Origin of the sequence: Mesorhizobium sp. M0598 (genome assembly GCF_040320865.1) — a bacterium.
In the GTDB taxonomy this organism is placed as follows: domain Bacteria; phylum Pseudomonadota; class Alphaproteobacteria; order Rhizobiales; family Rhizobiaceae; genus Mesorhizobium.
Genome location: NZ_JAMYQL010000003.1, coordinates 153903 through 172564, shown reverse-complemented (window position 1 = coordinate 172564; position 18662 = coordinate 153903). Strand labels below are relative to the sequence as shown.

The 18662-nt window shown below is 63.5% G+C and carries 14 protein-coding genes and 1 tRNA gene; 7 read left to right on the top strand and 8 right to left on the bottom strand.

All coding sequences use genetic code 11. From position 1 onward, the window contains the following. Nucleotides 1-14 precede the first annotated feature (14 nt). The 4 genes from NKI59_RS05755 to NKI59_RS05740 are packed head-to-tail and all read right to left on the bottom strand — an operon-like array spanning nucleotide 15 to nucleotide 4450. The gene (locus NKI59_RS05755) at nucleotides 15-791 is read right to left on the bottom strand and encodes an enoyl-CoA hydratase/isomerase family protein (protein ID WP_352702914.1); all 777 of its coding nucleotides are present in this window, start codon (nucleotides 789-791) and stop codon (nucleotides 15-17) included. Further along, the gene (locus NKI59_RS05750) at nucleotides 784-2385 is read right to left on the bottom strand and encodes an acyl CoA:acetate/3-ketoacid CoA transferase (RefSeq protein WP_352702912.1); all 1602 of its coding nucleotides are present in this window, start codon (nucleotides 2383-2385) and stop codon (nucleotides 784-786) included. Before NKI59_RS05750 ends, NKI59_RS05755 begins: the two co-directional genes overlap by 8 nt. Next, the gene (locus tag NKI59_RS05745) at nucleotides 2382-3398 is read right to left on the bottom strand and encodes a Gfo/Idh/MocA family protein (RefSeq protein ID WP_352702910.1); all 1017 of its coding nucleotides are present in this window, start codon (nucleotides 3396-3398) and stop codon (nucleotides 2382-2384) included. The genes NKI59_RS05750 and NKI59_RS05745 overlap by 4 nt, the downstream gene beginning before the upstream one ends. Beyond that, on the bottom strand, nucleotides 3395-4450 hold the full coding sequence (locus tag NKI59_RS05740; protein WP_352702908.1) for a LacI family DNA-binding transcriptional regulator: 1056 nt from the start codon (nucleotides 4448-4450) through the stop codon (nucleotides 3395-3397). Before NKI59_RS05740 ends, NKI59_RS05745 begins: the two co-directional genes overlap by 4 nt. A gap of 241 nt (nucleotides 4451-4691) precedes the next feature. On the opposite strand from NKI59_RS05740, the gene NKI59_RS05735 reads away from it, so the two are divergent. Both NKI59_RS05735 and fcl read left to right on the top strand, forming a co-directional pair. Then, nucleotides 4692-5846, top strand: coding sequence for a dihydrodipicolinate synthase family protein (locus NKI59_RS05735; RefSeq protein WP_352702906.1), 1155 nt, complete (start codon nucleotides 4692-4694; stop codon nucleotides 5844-5846). A gap of 160 nt (nucleotides 5847-6006) precedes the next feature. Then, nucleotides 6007-6969: a GDP-L-fucose synthase gene (fcl, locus tag NKI59_RS05730; RefSeq protein ID WP_352702904.1), complete on the top strand. Its 963-nt coding sequence runs from the start codon at nucleotides 6007-6009 to the stop codon at nucleotides 6967-6969. A gap of 66 nt (nucleotides 6970-7035) precedes the next feature. Here fcl and NKI59_RS05725 read toward each other — a convergent pair. Continuing rightward, nucleotides 7036-7110, bottom strand: a tRNA-Val gene (locus NKI59_RS05725). Nucleotides 7111-7207: 97 nt separating this feature from the next. Further along, nucleotides 7208-7570, bottom strand: a complete 363-nt coding sequence (gene cpdR, locus NKI59_RS05720) for a cell cycle two-component system response regulator CpdR (RefSeq protein ID WP_006199474.1) — start codon at nucleotides 7568-7570, stop codon at nucleotides 7208-7210. Nucleotides 7571-7723: 153 nt separating this feature from the next. Here cpdR and NKI59_RS05715 point away from each other — a divergent pair, with 153 nt between their 5' ends. From NKI59_RS05715 to NKI59_RS05705, 3 genes are all read left to right on the top strand, one after another. Next, nucleotides 7724-8665, top strand: coding sequence for an N-formylglutamate amidohydrolase (locus NKI59_RS05715; protein ID WP_352481931.1), 942 nt, complete (start codon nucleotides 7724-7726; stop codon nucleotides 8663-8665). Nucleotides 8666-8993: 328 nt separating this feature from the next. Further along, the gene (hisN, locus tag NKI59_RS05710) at nucleotides 8994-9767 is read left to right on the top strand and encodes a histidinol-phosphatase (protein ID WP_352702902.1); all 774 of its coding nucleotides are present in this window, start codon (nucleotides 8994-8996) and stop codon (nucleotides 9765-9767) included. 100 nt (nucleotides 9768-9867) lie between these two features. Then, complete coding sequence (locus NKI59_RS05705) at nucleotides 9868-10377, top strand: DUF1579 family protein (RefSeq protein WP_352702899.1); 510 nt, start codon at nucleotides 9868-9870, stop codon at nucleotides 10375-10377. A 19-nt stretch (nucleotides 10378-10396) separates the two neighbouring features. Here NKI59_RS05705 and NKI59_RS05700 read toward each other — a convergent pair whose 3' ends face one another. Next, nucleotides 10397-11368 (bottom strand): alpha/beta fold hydrolase, encoded by a 972-nt coding sequence (locus NKI59_RS05700; protein ID WP_352702897.1) that lies wholly within the window; start codon nucleotides 11366-11368, stop codon nucleotides 10397-10399. Between the two features lie 472 nt (nucleotides 11369-11840). On the opposite strand from NKI59_RS05700, the gene NKI59_RS05695 reads away from it, so the two are divergent. Next, nucleotides 11841-12305 (top strand): Hsp20 family protein, encoded by a 465-nt coding sequence (locus NKI59_RS05695; RefSeq protein WP_023675381.1) that lies wholly within the window; start codon nucleotides 11841-11843, stop codon nucleotides 12303-12305. A 90-nt stretch (nucleotides 12306-12395) separates the two neighbouring features. Here the strand turns inward: NKI59_RS05695 and NKI59_RS05690 are convergent, their stop codons facing one another. Continuing rightward, nucleotides 12396-13448: a threonine aldolase family protein gene (locus NKI59_RS05690; RefSeq protein ID WP_352702895.1), complete on the bottom strand. Its 1053-nt coding sequence runs from the start codon at nucleotides 13446-13448 to the stop codon at nucleotides 12396-12398. Nucleotides 13449-13923: 475 nt separating this feature from the next. On the opposite strand from NKI59_RS05690, the gene gltB reads away from it, so the two are divergent. Next, on the top strand, nucleotides 13924-18654 hold the full coding sequence (gene gltB / locus NKI59_RS05685; RefSeq protein ID WP_352702893.1) for a glutamate synthase large subunit: 4731 nt from the start codon (nucleotides 13924-13926) through the stop codon (nucleotides 18652-18654). The last annotated feature ends 8 nt before the right edge of the window (nucleotides 18655-18662 follow it).

The window sequence follows — 18662 nt, the reverse complement described above, 5'->3', positions numbered from 1 at the left end:
TGATTTCCAGGTTCCTAAGATCTTGAGAACGCCGGCTTCTGCTTGGCCTTGAAAGCCTCGACGCCGGCCCTGAGATCGCTTGTCAGCGCGATGAAGCCGCTGGCCAGCGCTTCGGTCGCGGCAGCACTCTCTTCGCCCTCGGCGATTGTAATCATCAGCTTGGCGGCTTCGGTCGAGAGCGGGCCGCGCTCGGCGATCTTGCCGGCCCAGGCCTTGGCTTCGGCGAACGCCTTACCGGTCTCGACCACCCGGTCGACAATCCCCAGAGCAAGAGCCTCGGTAGCCAGAAACATTTCGCCGCCGAGCGCCATCCGCCGCACTGCCTGCGCACCGAAGCGGCGCACGGCGCGCTGGGTGCCGGACCAGCCGGGAACGACGCCGATCGAGGTTTCGGGGAACCCCAACTTCACCTGTGTTTCCGCCACGCGAAAGTCGCAAGCCGCCGCCAGTTCCAGCCCGCCGCCCAGCGCATGGCCGGCAAGAACGGCGATTGTGGGCTGCCGCAGCCGCGCCAGCCGATCAAAGACGCGGTGGCCGTAGCGCACCCATTGCACCTGGAAATCGGCAGCGCTCATTTCTGCCCAAGCCTCGACGTCGCCGCCGGCGCAAAAGCCCTTGCCTTCGCCGCAGACCAGCACGACGCGGACGCCGTCCGCCGCCTCGGCTTCGTCGAGTGCTGCTTCCAGCGCCCGCAGCATCGGGATGTCGAGCGCGTTGAATTTCTCCGGCCGGCGCAGCGTGATTGTGCTGATGGAGCCGTCGGTTTCAAAGGTTACCAGACGCTCAGCCATGTGCGCCTCCAAGCGACGCGCCACCATTGAGCGACAGGCCAATCGGTCGGTCCCGGTAGAGCGCGTCCGGCGTGATTTTCAGGTCGTTGGCGACGGCGAGCGGGATCTCGGCCTGCGCCAGCACATCGCGCTCGAGGTCGATGCCCAGCGCCAGCTCGGTCACCATCAGCCCCGCAGGCGTCAGCTTCATCACGCAGCGCTCGGTGACATAGGTGATATCCTGTCCCTGCGCGACGGCACGCTTGCCCGAGAAGGAAATATGCTCGACCTCGCCGACGACTTTCTTGACCTTGCCCTCCTGGTCGATGCGGATGCCGCCACCGGCAAGCGACAACTTGGCGCCGGCATTGAAGAAACCGGAAAAGACGATCTTCTTCGCCCGCGCGGTGATGTCGACGAAGCCGCCGGCGCCGGCGGTGACATGCGGCCGCGCCGAAAGCTTCGAGACATTGACCGAGCCGTGCCGGTCGATCTGCAGGAAGGACAGCAGCGAGGCGTCGAAGCCGCCGGCCTGGAAATAGATGAACTGGTGCGGTGAAGGCATGAATGCGTCGGCGTTCGACGAGCAGCCGAACTTGAAATCGAGCAGCGGCACGCCGCCGACCGCGCCCTGTTCGATGACCCAGGTGACCTTGCCGTGCTGGCCTTCCTCGAGCAGGATGCGCGGCACATTGGCCGAGATGCCGAAGCCGATATTGACCGCCATGCCGTCGGCAAGCTCCATGGCGACGCGGCGCGCAATGACCTTCTGGACGTTCATCTCGGCGTTGCGAAAGCTCGACAGCGGCCGGAAGATCTCGCCGGAGATGGCCGGATCGTAAGGCGTCAGCGTCGTCTGCAACTGGTCGGGCGCCACCACGATATGGTCGACCAGCACGCCGGGCACGCGCACATTGTGCGGCTTCAGCGTGCCGTTCTCGACGACGCGCTTGACCTGCGCGATGACGATGCCGCCATTGTTGCGGGCGGCCAGCGCCTGTTCGAGGCCGCCGAGATAGGCACCCTCATGCTCATAGGTAAGGTTGCCGCGCTCGTCCGCCGTGGTGGCGCGGATGATCGCGACCTGCGGTACGATCGAGCGGAAATAGAGCCATTCCTCGCCATCGAACTGCTGCACCGAAACGATCGGCTCGCTGGCGGCAGCATTCATGGCGCAACCCTGATGGCGCGGGTCGGCAAAGGTATCGAGCCCGACCTTGGTCAGCACGCCGGGGCGCTTGGCCGCGGCCTCGCGATGCATGTCGAACAGGATGCCGGACGGCACGTTATAGGCGGCGACCGAATTGTCGCCGATCATCTTCCAGATCTGCGGCGGTTCCGACGATGACGGCCCGGACGGATAGGAGCCGCACAAAGTGCGCTTCAACAGGCCGGGCTTGGCTAGATGGTCGATGCCCTTGATGCCGTACATGTCACCGGCGGCGATCGGGTGCAGCGTCGTGATGTCCCTGGGATGGCCTTCCGCGTCGAAGCGCTCGCCGACGGCGGCCAGCACCGCATCCGGACAGCCGAGGCCGCTCGACGATGACACGGAAACGACCATGCCATCCCTGATCAGGCCGGCAGCTTCAGCCGCTGAAACGAGCTTGCTCACGCGGCGCTCCCGAGCTTCGGGTCGATGGCAACGGCGTTTCCGGACCTGGCCGATTGCAATGCCGCCTCGGCTGATGTCAGCGACCAGACGCCGTCCTCGCCGGTGGCGGAAGGCTGGCCGTCGCCACGGATCGCTGCGTGGAATTCGCGCAGCGAACGGGCATAGAGGTCTTCGCGGTCGAAGCTCAATTCCTCCTCGCCCTGTGCCGTGCGAAGCAACACCGAGCCGAGCGGCTTCTGCGTCATCACGTCCTTGGCGATCAGCGAGCCTTCGCTGCCGTGCACCTCGAAGCCGGTGCCGGCGAATTTGGTGGTGAAGCCCTCATGCGATTGGGCAATGATCCCCGATCCGAAGCGCCAGAGGCACACGGCGCCGTCTTCCAGCCCGCCGGCGGCCATGCCGGCCGATTGTGTGAATGCCGAGATCTCGACCGGATCGTCGCCGAGCACGAAGCGCAGCGTGTCGGCATCGTGGACGGTGATATCGAGCACCACGCCGCCGCCGGCGTCCGGCCTGGTGATGCGCCAGCCCTGCAGGTGTTCCGGCAGATAGACGGAGTGGAAGACGCGCGCGGCGATCGGCCTGCCGATGCGGCCGGCAGCGATCGCTTCGCGCATCGCCCGATGCGAGCCGGCATTGCGCAGGTGGTGATTGGTGCCGAGCACGACGCCGGCGGCCCTGGCCACCGCGACCATCTTGCGCGCGTCGGCGCTGGTCAGCGCCAGTGGTTTTTCGCAAAGCACATGCTTTCCCGCCTCGATGGCGGCGAGTGCCTGTTCGAGATGCAATTCGTTGGTGGTCGAGATGTAGACGGCGTCGATATCGGAGCCGAGCAATTCATCAATCGTCGCGACCGCCGCCGGAATGCGGTTTTCACTGGCGTAAGTGGCGGCGCGCTCCGGGCTGGAGCTCATCACTGCAGCGATCTCGCCGTCCGGCTGCGCGCGGATGGCGCCGATCATGAACTGTCTTGCGATCGTGCTGGCGCCGATCAGCCCCCAACTGACGGTCATGCCGCGTCTCCCATTCCTGCGCAGCCATGCTCCTTGCGATCGGGGCCGCAGCTTTCCCTGACCACGAGGTTGACGGCGCCGATATGATCCTCGGCGCGCGTGGTACGCGACTGGATCATCTTCAGCACGACATGGGCGGCGCGCTCGCCGAGGCCGGCTGTGTTCACCGCGACGCTGGTCAGCGCCGGCATATAGTGCTCGGCCTCGGCGACGTCGTCGAAGCCGACGACGGCAAAGTCCGCGCCGGGTTCCAGGCCGCGCTTGCGCAGCGCCAGCAAGACGCCGAAGGCGACCGCATCGTTGAAGCAAAGGGCCGCGGTCGGCGGCGCGGCCATGGCAAGTGCGGTTTCCAGGCAGGCAATACCGCCCTTGCGGCTGGTTTCGCCCTCGAAGACCAGCCTGTCGGCCGGTTCGATGCCGAGCGCTTCACAGGCCTCGCGAAAGCCGCCCAGGCGCTCGTGATAGACGACAAGGTCGGACGAGCCGCCGAAGAAGGCCAGCCGGCGATGGCCCTTGCCGATCAGATGGGCGGTGGCGAGATAGGCGCCGCGATGATTGTCGGGCGTGATCACCGGGATACGGCTTTCGGGAAGCCGGCGCATGACGAAGACGACCGGAACGCCTGCGGTCTCAAGGCGACGGAACGCGCCAGGCGTGGTGCCGCGCGCCGGCGACACGACGAGCCCGGCGACACCCTGCTCCATCAGCGATTTCAGAACCTCTTCCTGGCGCACCGGGTTTTCGGCCGTATTGGCGATGAAAGGCACGATGCCGGCCGACTGGAAGACGCGCTCCATGCCGACCGCGAGCTCGGCGAAAAACGGATTGGTGAGATCGTTGATGACCATGCCGATGACGTTGGAATGGGCCTTGCGCAGATTGGCGGCGCCGCGGTTGTAGACATAGCCGACGTCCTCGATCGCCTTGCGCACCTTGAGCGCGGTTTCGGGCCGGATCAGCCCGCTGCCTTGCAGCACCAGCGATACCGTCGATTTGGACACGCCCGCCTCACGGGCGATGTCGAGTATCGTTGCCTTGGCCCGGCTGGCCATCCAGATCTGTCCTCCCGGTGGTTTCTTGTGCGATTTTATTGGAACGATCTAATCCCTGCGGCGCATTTGAGTCAATCGCGTTTTTGCGAACCGAGAAAAATGCGGCTCGGTGGCACAAATTCTCTGGCAAGCGGGGCTTTCGGCTGCTGCGATGCAGCAATTTTCGCTGCACGAGGCAAGGGGCAAAATATCTTGATTTGTTGGAACGTTCCATTTAATAGGCGCTGGGAAGGAGAGAGCCATGGACATCACCTTGCCCGGGGAAGGCGCCGGCCGTGTCCGCTACCGGCTTGTCGGCCAGCCGGTGCAGCCTGTGGCCGGCGCGCGGTTCTCGCGCATCGCCTACGCCGCCGCCCATGTCGTTGCCGATCCCCTCGCCATGACCGATCCGTGGTCGAGGCCCGCGGTCGACTGGGACAAGACGATGGCGTTTCGCCATCACCTCTGGCGGCTTGGCTTCCGTGTCGCCGAAGCGATGGACACCTCTCAGCGCGGCATGGGTTTCGACTGGACGAATGCCAAGGAATTGATCCGCCGCTCGATCGCCGAGGCGCGCAGCGTCGAAGGCGCCGATCTTGCGTCGGGCGCCGGCACCGACCATCTGGCGCCGGGGGGCGCCAGCAGGCTAGACGATGTCATCGCGGCCTATGAAGAACAGCTCGGCTTCATCGAAGGGCTTGGCGGCAAGGCGATCATGATGGCCAGCCGGGCGCTGGCGGCGGTCGCCAAAGGCCCCGACGACTATATCGGCGTCTACGACCGCATCCTGTCCCAGGCCTCCGGCAAGGTCATCCTGCACTGGCTGGGCGACATGTTCGACCCGGCGCTGAAAGGCTACTGGGGCAGCAGCGACTTCGAAACTGCGCTGGAGACGGTGGTCGCGATCATCGAACGCCATGCCGGCAAGGTCGAAGGCATAAAGATATCGCTGCTCGATGTCGGCAAGGAGATTGCGCTCAGGGACCGGCTGCCTGAGGGCGTGCTGATGTTCACCGGCGACGATTTCAATTACCCCGAGCTGATCGCCGGCGACGGCGACAGACATTCGCACGCGCTGCTCGGCATTTTCGATGCGATCGCGCCGGTCGCCAATGCAGCGCTGGCAAAGCTGGCCGCCGGCGACCGCGCCGGCTACGACGCGCTGATGGCCCCGACAGTGCCGCTGTCGCGCAAAATCTTCGAGGTGCCGACCGAATATTACAAGGCCGGCATCGTCTTCATGGCATGGCTGAACGGCCATCAGGAGCATTTTTCGATGGTCGGCGGCATGCAATCGGCGCGCGGCATCCGTCACTATGCCGATGTCTTTCGCCTTGCCGACCAGGCAGGGTTGCTGGCCGACCCCGAACTCGCGATTGCCAGAATGACAGGCCTCTGCGCGGTAGCAGGCGTCTGATCGCAAACGCTGCGGTGTCCGAGCCAAAGTCAGGTTCGGTAGCTTGCGATTTGCCTTGTCTGGGCAAATCTGTATGCGGTATGCGTCCGGCAACAGAGAAGCCGATCCGGCGCTCCGCCGGCCAACTGGCAAAGCTGCCGTTCTGCATTGGGGTAAGCTGATGACCTTCGACCTTCAGGGCAAGCGCGTTTTCGTGGCCGGACATCGCGGCATGGTCGGCTCGGCCATCCTGCGCCGATTGGCCGACGAGGATTGCGAGGTTATGACCGCCTCGCGCGCCGAGCTCGATCTTCTCGACCAGGCCGGCGTGCGGCGCTGGATGGCCGACCGCAAGCCGGATGCAGTGGTGATGGCGGCGGCCAAGGTCGGCGGTATCCTGGCCAACAACAGGCTTCCGGTCGATTTCCTGCAGGACAATCTGGTCATGCAGAACAATGTCATCGATAGCGCCTTCCGCAACGAGGTACAGAAGCTGCTGTTTCTCGGTTCATCCTGCATCTATCCCAAATTCGCGGCGCAGCCGATCTCCGAGGACGCCTTGCTGACCGGGCCGCTCGAACCCACCAACGAATGGTATGCGATCGCCAAGATCGCCGGGCTGAAACTGTGCCAGGCCTATCGGCGCCAATACAGCGTCGACTACATCTCGGCGATGCCGACCAATCTCTACGGTCCGGGCGATAATTTCGACCTCAATTCCAGCCATGTCGTGCCCGCTCTGATGCGCAAGGCGCACGAGGCCAGGCGCGCCGGCCGCAAGAGCCTGGAGGTGTGGGGATCAGGCACGCCGATGCGTGAATTCCTGCATGTCGACGACGCCGCCGACGCGCTGGTCTGGCTGCTGAAGAATTATTCGGGCGACAGCCACATCAATGTCGGCTCTGGGGAAGACATCACCATTGCCGACCTTGCCCGCACCATCGTGTCGGTCGCCGGCGCCGATGCCGCGATAACGTTCGATGCGACGAAGCCGGACGGCACGCCGCGCAAGCTGATGGACGTGTCGCGTCTGTTCGCCACCGGCTGGCGCCCGCGCTACTCGCTGCGCAGCGGATTGGAACAGACCTATGCCTGGTTTCTGGAGCACGTCGAGACCGGCGATCTGCGCCTCGGTGCGGCCTGAGGCCGGTATAGGCCGGGAACGTCAGTCGACGAAAAATACCGACGGCCAATCGAGGGATTATCTGGATGGTGGGCGTGACAGGGATTGAACCTGTGACCCCTGCAATGTCAATGCAGTGCTCTCCCGCTGAGCTACACGCCCATCCGAAGCCGCGCATACACCATTTTTGGTTCGGCACGTCAATAGCGGGAAAAGCGAAAGAATGGCTGGCTTGCCGGGTCGCGCGAGAAAAAACGCGTCAGGCGGCCTGCAGCATCTTTTCGACTTCGTTGACGAGGTCGCGCAGGTGGAACGGCTTCGATAGCACCTTGGCGTCTTTCGGCGCCTTGGAATCAGGGTTCAGCGCGACGGCGGCGAAGCCGGTGATGAACATCACCTTGAGGTCGGGATCGATCTCCGTGGCGCGACGGGCGAGCTCGATGCCATCCATCTCGGGCATGACGATGTCGGTCAAAAGTAGCGAAAAAGGTTCCTCGCGCAGCCGCTCATAGGCACTGGCGCCATTGTCGAAATCGCTGACCTGATAACCGGCGCGCTCCAGCGCCTTGACGAGGAACCGGCGCATGTCGTCGTCGTCTTCCGCCAGCAGAATGCGTGCCATCTTGTCCCGTCCGAATCACCCAACCGACAATGCCGTGCGGCAAGCCCGTTAACCATGCTGTATATGAGGAGGTGACGGTAAACATCAAGTGAACGTTGGCCGCACAATCCTGATTTGGCTGGCGCTTCGGCGGGTGGACATGCGGGCGGCGAGGTGGCACTTTCCTATCATGATGCATTGGTATTCCCGGGTTCGTTCAAATTGAAAACGGCAGCCGAGGATTTTTCGGTCGTTCCACCCTTCGAAATCCGATCGGGCGCCGAACAGCGCGTTCCCTTCCTCTTCAACTCGCCGCATAGCGGCCGCTACTATCCGGACCGGTTCATGGCTATGGCCAAGCTGGACCGCAACGCCATCCGCCGCTCAGAGGACTGCTATGTCGAGGAATTGTTCGGCGGCGCCGTCGCGCTCGGGGCGCCGATGCTGGCGGCAAACTTCCCGCGCGCCTATCTCGACGTCAACCGGGAGCCGTGGGAACTCGACCCGCGCATGTTCGCCGAACCGGTGCCGTCATTCTGCAACATCCGCTCGGCGCGGGTGGCCGGCGGGCTCGGCACCGTGCCCAAGCTGGTCGGCGAGGGGCTCGACATCTATTCCGGCCGCTTGCCGCTGGCGGAAGCCGTGGCGCGCATTGAAGCGGTCTACAAGCCCTATCACGAGACGCTGAAACGGCTTTTGACCAGAACCCATGCGCGCTTCGGCTACGCCGTGCTGATTGACTGCCACTCGATGCCGGCAAGCATAAGGGTCGGCGACAGCGGATTGCGGCCGGACTTCATCGTCGGCGACCGCTTTGGCATTTCCGCCGCGGCGGCGTTGACCGAGACGGCGATCGGCCTGCTCACCGGCATGGGCTACAGCGTCGCCCACAACAAGCCCTATGCCGGAGGCTTCATTACCGAGCACTATGGCCGCCCCGTGCGCCATCTGCATGCGCTGCAGATCGAGGTCAATCGCGGGCTCTACATGAATGAGCGGACGTTCCAGAGATCGGCCGGTTTCGACGCGTTGGCCGACGACCTGGCGCGGTTTTCGGCCGAGCTGATGGCGATGCCGGATCATCATTTCGTCGATCTGCCGCTGGCTGCCGAATAGCGCCGGAATCGCGGCATTCGCCGCTCATGCGGCAGCGTAAAAAAAGACCGCATCGTTTGCACGACACGGTCGAAGTCTAGGGAGGAAACGCCCAAGGAGGGCATGGACAGGAACCCCTGTCCGAGAACAAACGTATTGTGCGCTGCACAAATGTCAAGGCGCGTTCCGGCTTTTTTAATTCACTGTGAAGTGGAAACTGCATTTCCATGACGGCGGCGTTGCATTCGAGCAACAGTTGGCACCATGCGAAAGGCTCCGAACGCCTTTGTTTCGGCATAAATCCGTAGGCAAACGGGTCTCTCCAAACATGCTGGAGCGGGAGAATCAGTTGGACATCAGCATCGAGTTCATGCGGCGCATTGCGCGTGCCGCCGCAGCCGAGACCTTGCCGCGCTTCCGCAACCAGGGCGCGGTCACCAACAAGGAGCGCGGCAGTTTCGACCCGGTCACCGAGGCCGACCGCGAGGCCGAGCGCGCCATCCGGGCGCTGATATTAGCGCAATACCCCGATCACGGCATTCTCGGCGAGGAACATGGCAGCGAAAACATCTCCAGCCGGCATGTCTGGGTGATCGATCCGATCGACGGCACGCGCGCCTTCATTTCCGGCCTGCCGGTATGGGGCACGCTGGTCGGACTGACGGTCGACGGCGATGCCGTCGCCGGCATGATGTCGCAGCCCTTCACCGGCGAGCTGTTCTACGCCAATGCCTCCGGCTCGCATTATGAAGGTCCCGGTGGCCCGCGAAGACTCGCGACGCGCAAGACGACGAATCTCGCCGAGGCGACGCTGTTCACCACCACGCCGGCGCTGTTCAAGGGAGACGCGCGCCTGCGCTACGACCTGTTCGAGCAACAGGTCCAGCTCGCCCGTTACGGCACCGACTGCTATGCCTTCGCCATGGTGGCGGCGGGCAGCGTCGATATCGTCGCCGATCCCGGATTGAAGCCCTACGACATCGTCGCGCTGATCCCGATCATCGAGAAGGCGGGCGGCGTCATCACCACTTTCGAAGGCGGACCGGCGGAAAAGGGCGGCGACATTCTGGCAGCGGCGACACCGGAGCTGCACGCGGCAGCAATGGCGGCGTTGCGCGGCTGAGATTGGGCATGCTGCCCAGGCGAGATCGTTGCCATACCTCCTGACAGGATGATGTCAGTTGGCATGCGCTATGGAACGCTGTCAGCCGGGAGGACCATAGATGCCGACGCAGCCAGCAGCCAGCCATTCCGATGCTCCGGCGGACGGGCGGGCCGATTTCGATTTCTTTTTCGGACGCTGGACCGTCGGCCATCGAAGATTGCAGAAGCGGCTGCAGGGCGACGGCAACTGGGATGTGTTTGGCGGCACGTGCGAGGTGCGGCCGATCCTTGGCGGCCTCGGCAATATCGACGACAATTGGATTGAATTGCCCGGCGGGCCCTATCGCGCCGCCACCTTGCGGACCTTCGACCCGGCGGCGAGGCAATGGTCGATCTGGTGGATCGACGGCCGCAATCCGTCGACCATCGATGTTCCGATGCGCGGCACTTTCGTGGCGGGTGTCGGCACCTTCTTGTGCGAAGACGTCTTCGACGGCCAGCCGATCCAGGTTCGCTTCCTGTGGTCGCGGATCACGGACAGGTCGGCACGCTGGGAGCAGGCCTTTTCGCCGGACGGCGGCAAGACATGGGAGACCAACTGGATCATGGATTTTGCCCGCGTGAGCTGAAGCCGGACAGGTATGCGGCTCAGACGTCACCAGTTCCGGGGAGGAAGGCATCGAATGCCGCAAGCAGTTGCTCGCGATAGAGGTCGGCTTCCTGGAGGATCTCATGACGAGCGCCGTCGATCATCACTAGCGAGCCGACGCGCAGACGTCTCGCATAGGCTTCGACTGCCCTGGTCGAGACGACCTGGTCGGCGCCGGCGGCGACCATCAGCAAGGGCACCTGGATCTTGGCCATGAAATCCGGGTCGCTGACGATCAAGGACGCCTCGGTGGCCGCCTTCAGCCAGCGGATCGTCGGTCCGCCGAGCGCCAGCTGCGGATAGGTTTCGTAGATCAGCGTGTTGCGCCGATAGCGCGCCGGGTCGCTGGTCAGCTTGTTCATGGCGAAGGGCACTGATTCCTTCGGTCGCGGACCCCATGCGGCATAGAGCCGGCCAAGGCCGAGAAGGCAGAACAGCGAACAGGTGCGGCGAACGGTTTTTATCGTAACCGGCAGGTCGGGCACGGTGAAGAACGGTGCGACCAGCACCATGCGGCGCACGCGGTTCGCCATCGAGGGCGCGGCGAGCAGCGCAATCACCGCGCCGGCCGAGTGGGCCAGTATGTAGTAGGGTCCTCGGCAATCGGGCAGCACGATCTCCTCGAAGAACTGCTCCAGATCGCCGGTGTAGTCGAAGAAGCTCCGGACGAAGCCGCGCTGTCGGTCGCCGATCAGCCGGTCGGAAGCGCCCTGGCCGCGCCAGTCGAGGGTTGCCACGCCAAAGCCCCGGTCGGTAAGGTTGCGAATGGTCTCGAAATACTTCTCGATGCACTCGTTGCGGCCGGTCAGGACGACGACGGTGCCCTTCATCGGGCGGGCAACCGCGGCAAACAGCCCATAGCGGATCTTCTTGCCGTCGCGCGTGGTGAAGAAGCCGCCGGCCGTGTTTTCCGGCAGCGGATTGCCCGGAGTTTCGTGGAAGAGAGGGGGCTGGTGGAGAAGATCGGTCATACGGTGTTTGGTTGGTGTCGGTGCCGGCGTGGGCGCAAATCAGGCATAAACGCCCATGCGCCAAAAGCAAAGGAATTCGGGACGCCGGGGAGGTCGACCCAGGCAGCGAACAAGTAAGGCCGGAAGCAGGCTTGGCGTGCTTCCGGCCTCTGTCGACCGGGAGGAAGGGACGTTACACCCGGTTCGGCCTCGTCGTGTCGCCTTTTCCGGCGACCTGTTCGTGATCTCGAGACAGTTTTAGTGCCGCCTGGCTGAACGCTCGCCGAAGCCATGGTTCATCTGCCGTTCATCGGCATCGGGACGTGGGCCGGGACCGGTCCCGTTCGGACGCGGGAAAATCTTGAAATGCCGTCGCCGGCTTCCCAAATTTGTCATGCGGTCGCCAATGTCGGGGCCGCTGGCCCATCCGGAACGCCGTCACGGGTTTCGCACCGGCCATACGCAACCTTGTTGCTCAACAGGAGAACACACCATGCGTCACGTTGATTTTTCCCCGCTCTACCGTTCGACCGTCGGTTTTGACCGGCTGTTCACCATGCTCGATTCGCTTGCGCAGCCGGAAGGCCAGACGTATCCGCCTTACAACATCGAGCGCACGGGGGAGGATGCCTATCGCATCTCGATGGCTGTGGCCGGCTTCTCGGAAGATGAGATTTCGATCGAAGCTCACCGCAATGTGCTGACCGTCAAGGGTGAGCGCAAGGAGGAAGGCAATGGCGAAGGCTCCGAACTGCTCTATCGCGGTATCGCCAGCCGAGCCTTCGAGCGCCGCTTCCAGCTTGCCGATCACGTCGAGGTTGTCGGCGCCGCGCTGAAGAACGGCCTGCTCTTCGTCGACCTCAAGCGCAACATCCCCGAAGAGCTGAAGCCGCGCAAGATCGCGATCACCTCGGCTCCGGCCAAGGCCAAGCAGATCGAGGCCAAGACTGCCGCCTAAGCCAGGCAGCTAAACTCCGGGACGCCAACTCCCCGGGAAGAAAGGGCGGTGCAGCAATGCGCCGCTCTTTTTGCTGGTGGGCAAGGCTTGCTATCCGGCGAGCAGGTAGCCGAAACGGTCGACCTCGTCGGGCGTGGTCGCGAAGCTGGTGACAAAGCGATAGAGCGCTTCGTCTTCGCCAATGTAGCTGTCGTAGCCGAGCGGCCTGTGCCAGTCGTGGAAGGCCGCCCCTGCCGCTTGCATTCTTTCGGCCTCGGCCTTTTTCATGACTGCGAAGACCTCGTTCGCCTGCGGCAGCCAGGCCAGCCGGGCCGAAGGGGAATCTTCTATCGCCGCGGCAAGCCGTGCCGCCATCGCATTGGCGTGCCGTGCTGTGTCGAGCCATAGCCCACCCCTGAAATACGCATCGAATTGCGCGGCGATGAAGCGCGATTTCGAGAACAGCTGGGCCGCGCGCTTGCGCAAAAAGGCCAATTCCTTGGCTCGCTCGAGGTCGAACAGCACGATCGCCTCGGCGCACCAACAGCCATTCTTGGTGCCGCCAAAGGAGAGGATGTCAACGCCATGCTTCCAGGTCATTTCGGCCGGCGTCGTTTCCAGCGCGACGAGCGCATTGGCAAAGCGGGCCCCATCCATGTGCAGCGGCAGTCCATGCTGCTTTGCGATCGCCGAAATCCTGGCGATTTCGTTCAGCGTGTAGACGGTGCCGACTTCGGTCGACTGAGTGATCGAAACGGCAACCGGCCGCCCGGAATGGACGTTTTCGGGTGCGAAACGGTCCACCGCCCGTTCCAGATTGCCGGCATCGATCTTGCCGAGTGCGCCTTCGATTGTATAAAGCCGCGAGCCACCGGTGAAATATTCCGGTGCGCCGCATTCGTCCTCGATGACGTGCGATTCGCGATGGCAGAAGGAAATGCCGCCTGGCTTGTTATAGGTAGTCAGCGACAGCGAATTGGCAGCGGTGCCGGTGGCGACGAAAAACACCGCGACCTCGCATTCGAAGATTTCATTGAAGCGCTGGTAAACGGCCTTGTCGAGGGCACCGTCGCCATAGGCGGTGGAGAAGCCGTCGGCGTGGGCCGACAGGCCGGCAGCGATACGGGGATGGGCGCCTGCCCAATTGTCGGAAGCGAAAATCATGCGTCTGCCTATGCTGGGGAAATCGATGCGAGCTTGGCCGCTTTCGCATGCCGGCCGCAAGTGGCAGATGCCGAAAATCCGCTAAAGCCAGCGAAACGCATGAGCGTAGATGCAGCGACTGAAGGCTACGCTGACACGGCGTTCCGCGCAATTTTCTGTCGCGAAAGCTTCAAGAATTTTGTGAATCGGTCTTGTGTGCATCCAAAATTTCTGTCATAAAAATTTAGGACAGTAGTACTGTCTTATTTTGTTGCACAAAACTGGCCGCATTGGCATATGATTGCGCCTCTGCGGCATTGCCGCGAGCGACAGCTAGACAGTCTGGCTCCAGCCTGTACGAATACCATATGCGAACGATGCGGAAAGCCGCACGGTCGGCAAGAATTTCGCAAGACGTGCCGCAAGATTGAAAGGGGAGCCACGCGCTTCCCGACGGAAACCAGCGCCCGAAGGGGACGGAACGGAGGACAGGACGATGACGGACATGACGCCATCTGCGACTAAGGCCGCGCAGACGAAAGCGGCAGCCGTCAAAAATCCGTCCGTGACCAATATTGGGCGAACCAGCACCGGCTATGCCGCGCACGGCCTCTATGATCCACGCAACGAGCATGATGCCTGCGGCGTCGGCTTCATCGTCAACATGAAGGGCGTGAAGTCGCATCAGATCGTCGAGGACGGCCTTGCCGTGCTCGAAAACCTGACGCATCGCGGCGCCGTCGGCGCGGATCCGCTGATGGGCGACGGCGCCGGCGTGCTGGTGCAGCTGCCGGACCGCTTCTTCCGCGAGGAGATGGCCAAGCAAGGGGTCGAACTGCCGAAGCCCGGCCATTATGCCGTCGGCCATGTGTTCATGCCGCGCGACCCGGAGCTGCAGGCGCATATCGAAGGCATCATCGCCGAGGTGGCGCAACTCGAGGGCCAGCCGCTGCTCGGCTTTCGCGACGTGCCGGTCGATAATTCATCGCTGTCCAAGGCGCCCGACATCGCCGCTTCCGAGCCGGTGCACCGGCAGGTGTTCCTGGGCCGCGGCGCCGAGATCGAGAACGACGACGATTACGAGCGGCGGCTCTACATCCTGCGCAAGGTCATTTCCGGCCGTATCCACGAGGAGACCAAAGGCGTTGACAACGGCTTCTATGTCGTCTCGATGTCGTCGCGGACCATCGTCTACAAGGGCATGTTCCTGGCCTATCAGGTCGGCGCCTACTACAAGGACCTCACCGACCCGCGTTTCGAGACGGCGCTGATCCTGGTCCACCAGCGCTTCTCGACCAACACGTTCCCGTCGTGGAAGCTGGCGCATCCCTACCGCATGGTCGCCCACAATGGCGAGATCAATACGCTGCGCGGCAACGTCAACTGGATGGCGGCGCGGCAGGCCTCGGTCGATTCCGAACTGTTCGGCAACGACATCTCGAAGCTGTGGCCGATCTCCTATGAAGGGCAGTCCGACACCGCCTGCTTCGACAATGCGCTCGAATTCCTGACGCAGGGCGGCTATTCGCTCGCCCACGCCATGATGATGCTGATCCCGGAAGCCTGGGCCGGCAACAAGCTGATGGGTCAGGACCGCAAGGCCTTCTACGAGTATCACGCAGCCCTGATGGAGCCGTGGGACGGGCCAGCGGCGGTTGCCTTCACCGACGGCCGCCAGATCGGTGCCACGCTCGACCGCAACGGGCTGCGGCCGGCGCGCTACATCGTCACCGACGACGACCGCGTCATCATGGCCTCGGAAGCCGGCGTGCTGCCGGTGTCGGAGGAAACGATCGTCAAGAAGTGGCGGCTGCAGCCCGGCCGCATGCTGCTGATCGACCTGGACAAGGGCCGCATCGTTTCCGACGAGGAGATCAAGTCGGAGATCGCGACCAGGCACCCCTACAAGAGCTGGCTCGCCAACACACAGCTCATCCTCGAGGATCTGAACCCGGTCGAGCCGCGCGCCCTGCGCAGGGATGTCTCACTGCTCGACCGCCAGCAGGCGTTTGGCTACACCCAGGAGGACACCAAGCTGTTGATGTCGCCGATGGCGACCACCGGCCAGGAAGCGGTCGGCTCGATGGGTACCGACACGCCGATTTCGGCAATGTCGGACAGATCAAAGCTGCTCTACACCTATTTCAAGCAGAATTTCGCACAGGTCACCAATCCGCCGATCGACCCGATCCGCGAGGAGCTGGTGATGAGCCTGGTGTCCTTCATCGGGCCGCGGCCCAACATCTTCGATCTTGTCGGCAATTCGCGCCGCAAGCGGCTCGAAGTGCGCCAACCGATCCTGACCAATGGCGATCTGGAGAAGCTGCGCTCCGTCGGCCACACCGAAGACCGTTTCGACACCAAGACGATCGACATCACTTACGGTTCGAATGAAGGCGCGGCCGGCATGCAGGGCGCCATCGACCGGCTATGCGAGCGCGCCGAGGCGGCGGTCGCCGGCGGCTACAACATCATCATCCTGTCGGACCGTCAGCTCGGCCCGGACCGCATCGCCATTCCGGCACTGCTGGCGACTGCGGCCGTGCACCATCATTTGATCCGCAAGGGATTGCGCACGTCGGTTGGGCTCGTCGTGGAATCCGGCGAGCCGCGCGAGGTGCATCATTTCTGCTGTCTCGCCGGCTACGGCGCCGAGGCGATCAATCCCTATCTCGCTTTCGACACGCTGCTCGACATGCACAAGCGTGGCGAATTGCCGGCGGAGGTCGATGCCTACGAAGTCGTCTCCCGTTACATCAAGTCGATCGGCAAGGGCATCCTGAAGGTGATGTCCAAGATGGGCATCTCCACTTACCAGTCCTATTGCGGCGCGCAGATATTCGACGCCATCGGGCTCAAGTCGGACTTCGTGCAGAAGTACTTCACCGGCACGGCGACGCTGATCGAAGGCGTCGGGCTGGACGAGATCGCCGCCGAAACGGTCAGCCGCCACACCGACGGCTTCGGCAACGACCCGGTGCTGCGCAACAGCCTCGAGGTCGGCGGCGAATACATGTTCCGCATGCGCGGCGAGGCCCATATCTGGTCGCCCGACGCAGTGGCGACCTTGCAGCACGCCGTGCGCCAAGGCTCGTGGGAGACGTTCAAGGACTATTCCGCCCAGATCGACAGCGAGACGGCGCAGGCGCAGACCATTCGCGGCCTGTTCAAGATCAAGCTTGCGCAAGAGACCGGGCGTAAGAAGGTCAAGCTCGACGAGGTGATGCCGGCGGCCGATATCGTCAAGCGCTTCTCGACCGGGGCGATGTCCTTCGGCTCGATCTCCAGGGAAGCGCACACGACACTGGCGCGCGCCATGAACGCCATCGGCGGCAAGTCGAACACCGGCGAGGGCGGCGAAGAGGCCGATCGCTATCTGCCGCTGCCGGGCGGCGGCAAGAACCCCGAACGCTCGGCGATCAAGCAGGTCGCCTCGGGACGCTTCGGCGTCACGGCCGAATATCTGGTCAATTCCGACATGATGCAGATCAAGGTCGCGCAAGGGGCAAAGCCGGGCGAGGGCGGCCAGTTGCCGGGCCACAAGGTCGACGCGACCATAGCAAAGGTCAGGCATTCGACGCCGGGCGTCGGCCTGATCTCGCCGCCGCCGCATCACGACATCTATTCGATCGAGGATCTGGCGCAGCTCATCTACGACCTGAAGAACGTCAATCCGGCGGCCGACGTATCGGTCAAGCTGGTCTCGGAAGTCGGCGTCGGCACGGTTGCGGCCGGCGTCGCCAAGGCGCGTGCCGACCACATCACCATATCAGGCTATGACGGCGGCACCGGCGCTTCGCCGCTGACCTCGCTCAAGCATGCCGGCAGCCCGTGGGAGATGGGCCTTGCCGAGACGCACCAGACGCTGGTGCTCAACGGCCTCAGGTCGCGCGTCGCGCTGCAGGTCGATGGCGGCCTGCGCACCGGGCGTGACGTCATCATCGGCGCAATGCTCGGCGCCGACGAGTTCGGCTTTTCGACCGCGCCGTTGATCGCGGCCGGCTGCATCATGATGCGCAAGTGCCATCTCAACACCTGCCCCGTCGGCGTCGCGACACAGGACCCGGTGCTGCGCAAGCGCTTCAAGGGCACGCCCGAGCACGTCATCAACTTCTTCTTCTATGTGGCGGAAGAGGTGCGGGCGCTACTTGCCGAGATGGGCTACACCCATCTCGACCAGATCATCGGCGACACCGACCTTCTGGAAAAGCGCGAGCTGATCCAGCACTGGAAGGCACGCGGGCTCGACTTCAGCAAGATGTTCTACAAGCCCGATGCGCCGCACGAGGCGGTGCACTGGACCGAGCGGCAGAAGCATCCGATCGACGACGTGCTCGACCGCAAGCTGATCGAACTCGCAAAGCCGGCGCTCGAAGCCAGGCAGCCGGTCAGTATCGAACTGCCGATCCGCAACGTCGACCGTTCGACCGGCGCCATGCTGTCGGGCGAGGTGGCAAAGCGCTTCAAGCACAAGGGCATGCGCGAGGACACGATCTCGGTCAAGCTCACCGGCACGGCCGGCCAGTCCTTCGGCGCCTTCCTGGCGCGCGGTATCTCGTTCGAACTGGTGGGCGCTGCCAACGACTATGTCGGCAAGGGCCTGTCGGGTGGCCGCATTGTCATCCGCCCGCCGGAGAACACGAAAATCGTTGCTGCCGAGTCCATTATTATCGGCAATACCGTGCTCTACGGCGCAACCGAGGGCGAGGCCTATTTCTGCGGCGTTGCCGGCGAGCGTTTTGCCGTGCGCAATTCGGGTGTCGCCGCCGTCGTTGAAGGCGTCGGCGACCATGGTTGCGAATACATGACCGGCGGTATCGTCGTCGTCATCGGCCAGACCGGCCGCAACTTCGCCGCCGGCATGTCGGGCGGCGTCGCCTATGTGCTCGACGAGGCGGGTGATTTCGCCGAACGCTGCAACATGGCGATGGTCGAGCTGGAGCCGGTTCCGGAAGAGGACGACCTGATGGAAAAGCTGCTCCACCATGGCGGCGATCTCGACCATAAGGGCCGTGTCGACGTATCCGGCGATATGACCAGCCACGACGAGGAGCGGCTCTACCAGCTGATCTCCAACCACGTCCACTACACCGGCTCGGTACGAGGTCGCGAAATCCTCGACGACTGGGCGACTTTCCGGCCGAAATTCCGGAAGATCATGCCGGTCGAATACCGCCGCGCGCTGATCGAGATGGAGCGGATGCGCATGAACGTGGCGGCGGAATAGATTTGGAA

Bases quoted from the DNA above. Each gene is read 5' to 3' on its own strand.
- cpdR (WP_006199474.1), bottom strand. From the start codon at position 7,570: ATGGCACGCATTCTGCTGGCGGAAGACGACGACGACATGCGCCGGTTC.
- NKI59_RS05755 (WP_352702914.1), bottom strand. From the start codon at position 791: ATGGCTGAGCGTCTGGTAACCTTTGAAACCGACGGCTCCATCAGCACA.
- NKI59_RS05745 (WP_352702910.1), bottom strand. From the start codon at position 3,398: ATGACCGTCAGTTGGGGGCTGATCGGCGCCAGCACGATCGCAAGACAG.
- gltB (WP_352702893.1), top strand. From the start codon at position 13,924: ATGACGGACATGACGCCATCTGCGACTAAGGCCGCGCAGACGAAAGCG.
- NKI59_RS05695 (WP_023675381.1), top strand. From the start codon at position 11,841: ATGCGTCACGTTGATTTTTCCCCGCTCTACCGTTCGACCGTCGGTTTT.
- fcl (WP_352702904.1), top strand. From the start codon at position 6,007: ATGACCTTCGACCTTCAGGGCAAGCGCGTTTTCGTGGCCGGACATCGC.
- NKI59_RS05740 (WP_352702908.1), bottom strand. From the start codon at position 4,450: ATGGCCAGCCGGGCCAAGGCAACGATACTCGACATCGCCCGTGAGGCG.
- NKI59_RS05690 (WP_352702895.1), bottom strand. From the start codon at position 13,448: ATGATTTTCGCTTCCGACAATTGGGCAGGCGCCCATCCCCGTATCGCT.
- NKI59_RS05700 (WP_352702897.1), bottom strand. From the start codon at position 11,368: ATGACCGATCTTCTCCACCAGCCCCCTCTCTTCCACGAAACTCCGGGC.
- NKI59_RS05705 (WP_352702899.1), top strand. From the start codon at position 9,868: ATGCCGACGCAGCCAGCAGCCAGCCATTCCGATGCTCCGGCGGACGGG.
- NKI59_RS05735 (WP_352702906.1), top strand. From the start codon at position 4,692: ATGGACATCACCTTGCCCGGGGAAGGCGCCGGCCGTGTCCGCTACCGG.